The sequence below is a fragment of the Gracilibacillus massiliensis genome (genome assembly GCF_001458115.1).
GTDB lineage: Bacteria > Bacillota > Bacilli > Bacillales > Amphibacillaceae > Gracilibacillus > Gracilibacillus massiliensis.
The window spans coordinates 1-2,982 of record NZ_CZRP01000002.1 but is presented as its reverse complement, the minus strand read 5'-3'; the positions used below and the strand labels follow the sequence as shown (position 1 = coordinate 2,982).

Annotated in this window: 3 protein-coding genes; 1 reads left to right on the top strand and 2 read right to left on the bottom strand. The window is 35.0% G+C overall.

The window, feature by feature from the left end:
- Window positions 1–694: 694 nt before the first annotated feature.
- Both rpmF and BN3107_RS00025 read right to left on the bottom strand, forming a co-directional pair.
- Window positions 695–868, bottom strand: a complete 174-nt coding sequence (gene rpmF, locus BN3107_RS00030) for a 50S ribosomal protein L32 (RefSeq protein ID WP_018932780.1) — start codon at window positions 866–868, stop codon at window positions 695–697.
- A 32-nt stretch (window positions 869–900) separates the two neighbouring features.
- Window positions 901–1,428 (bottom strand): YceD family protein, encoded by a 528-nt coding sequence (locus BN3107_RS00025; protein WP_058305615.1) that lies wholly within the window; start codon window positions 1,426–1,428, stop codon window positions 901–903.
- A 172-nt stretch (window positions 1,429–1,600) separates the two neighbouring features.
- Between BN3107_RS00025 and BN3107_RS00020 the strand changes: the two genes are divergently transcribed.
- Window positions 1,601–2,812, top strand: a complete 1,212-nt coding sequence (locus BN3107_RS00020; RefSeq protein ID WP_058305614.1) for a nucleotidyltransferase — start codon at window positions 1,601–1,603, stop codon at window positions 2,810–2,812.
- Window positions 2,813–2,982 lie beyond the last annotated feature (170 nt).

Here is a 2,982-nt window from a genome sequence, read left to right as displayed (position 1 = left end):
CTACAAAGGAACGAATCGTAGATAACATAAGTACAAACGCCTCCTCCAAATGTATTTCGTTATATACGAGCTTAACGAAAAAACAAGACGTTTTTAAACCAATATGCTTAAATTGACGGCTATGGGGGCGCGTCTTCAGCTAACTTTGTAAAGAAGATCACTTTACAAAGTGGATCTTCAGATCGCGCTGATCCCCTAGGAGTCGAAGTGGACGCCTACGCTCAGTGAGACTCTAGAACGATTACAAATGCTAACATTTTGGATCTTCATAAAATAATTGCTTAAGTCATTAAAAAATTGGAGAATACCTAAAGAGGGTAAATAAAGCCATTATAATTACTCTTGCTTAAATTGTAGAGCATCCACAAGCGCAGGCGTCGGCTTCCACTCCTGCGGGAATTTTTTATCCGAAGATCCACTTTTTAAGCGCCCTTTGCTTAAAAAGTTAGCTAAGGAGAAAAACCCGCGGAAAGGGAAGCCGACAAGCCGAAGCGGTTGTTACGCAGTTCTCAAATCTCATAATTAGAAACTAGGGTTATGTCGCATAGTCCTACTTATACGTAACAAGTTGAAATTATTCTTAAGTATTCGAGGTATGAATGCGATTAATCGAAGCACTTTATACTTTCCTATATAAAAAAAGTAGTGTAAAGGAGAATATCCTCTACACTACTTTTGGTAGTATCATATCAAATTATTGTTCAACTACTTGCTTTCCATCATATTGTCCACAAGATTTACATACGTGGTGTGGTTTTGTTAACTCACCACAATTTGAACATTCTACCATTCCTGGTACATGTAATTTTTTATGAGTACGACGTTGGTTTTTCACTTTTTTAGACGTTCTACGCTTAGGTACTGCCATACATTACACCTCCTTTAAAGAGAAGTAAAGATTTATCCTTTACTATCTTCCTCATTACTTTTGTCATCTAATAAAGACTTTAGTTTTTCGAGTCGTGGATCAACCTTTTCAGTAACTTCTTCTTCCGTTACTAAAGTCCATCCCTTCCCCTCTTTGACTGTATTTGCTTCTAATTTTTCTTTTTCCGCAAACACTCGTAAAGGTATTTCTAATAATACATTTTCCTTGATATAAGGTGTTAAGTCAAGCACCTCACTATCAATTAAATGTACTTCAGCTTCCTCGCGATAAACAGAAGTGGTAAATGATTCAACCGTATCAATGGAAAAATCAAACGGCACATCTACCAACGTCCGTGCACAAGGTAGAATCATCGTTCCTTGAATTTGAAAATCACAGGTAATATCGTCACCATCAATTCTAGCTGTTCCTTTCACTAGAACAGGTTCAATACGTCGGATATCATTATCCATATTTGTTATATCTGAGATATCAATTTTTTCTTGAAAAGAAACGGGTTCTCCCTGTGATTGTTTAAGTTTTTGAATATATAATTTCATTTAATTCACCTCAAGGCAACAAGAAATATTTTAAAAGGAAATTGCTCATTTGTCAATATATTTTCTTTACACTACAAACTTTTGTTTATGAATATGCTATACTACGTACTACAATATGCTTATCATAAACAACTAACCAGAAATAATTCATTTTTTGCTATAGGAGGTACCTATGAAAGCTTGCGGACTTATAGTTGAGTACAACCCTTATCATAACGGACATCACTATCACTTTCAACAGGCAAAAAAAATAACAGACTCTGATTGCGTGATTGCTGTTATGAGCGGTAATTTTTTACAACGTGGAGAACCGGCAATCATTGATAAATTTAGTCGCGCCAAAATAGCGGTCGAACAAGGAATAGATCTAATCGTTGAGCTGCCTTATTATTATGCCGTGCAGCATAGTGAGTTATTTGCTAAAGGAGCCATTACTATTTTAGACAATCTACAGGTTGATTCCATTTGCTTTGGTAGTGAGCATGGCAGAATACATGACTTTATTCAAATGTATCAGCTCATCAAAACAAATCAAAAAGAGTATGACGCCTATTTAAAAGATGTTTTAAATAAGGGATATTCTTATCCAAAAGCAAATGAGTTAGCTTTCACACACATAGGTGGTGACCAGCTATCCATTGATTTTACTAAACCAAACAATATTTTAGGTTACCAATATGTCAAAAACATTTATGATTTACATTCAAATATAGAACCTTACACAATTAAACGAATTAAAAATGACTATCATGATAGTGAAATTAATGATTCTATCGCGAGTGCAACAAGTATTAGAAAGCAGCTATTGCACAAAAAGGAAGAAGATATTAACAAGGCTGTGCCAGTTAAAACAAGAGAAATGATTGAAAACTATCAAGAAAAGTACGGTTCATGGCATGACTGGGGCGTTTATTTCCCTATACTAAAATATCGGATCTTAACGATGTCGAATGAGGAATTAAAGGCCATTCATGGTATGAAAGAAGGCATAGAGAATCGAATCAGAGAAAAAGCAAGAGAAGCTAGTGACTTTGAAGAATTCATGGATTTAATCAAAACGAAAAGGTATACTTGGACAAGTTTGCAACGTATATTTGCAAACATTTTAACAAATACTCAAAAAAGTACGATTGAAGAATTAGTAAATAAAGAAAAGTTACCAGGAATACGTGTATTGGCGATGTCTTCAACCGGTCAACAATGGCTGAACCAAAACAAAAAACAAATAAAAACAAATATATTTACCAGCAATAAAAAGCCGTACCCGCTCCAAACATTCGATGATCGAATTGATCATGCCTATTATAGTATCTTATCACCCACGATCCAACAAAAACTAATTAAACAATCCTACCAAAAACCAATATTTAAGACGCCTGAATAAGGCGTCTTTTAAAATAAATAAGTATAGGAATTGTTCATATAATAACTAAACTGCGAAGTAACTGTCGTTGAATTATTGGCAAAAGTATTTTGTTGAATGCTAATCCAGCGCTACGGAAAAACACTCCCTTTCCGGGTGCACGGCTGAAGCTAACTTGGCAAAGAAAACCA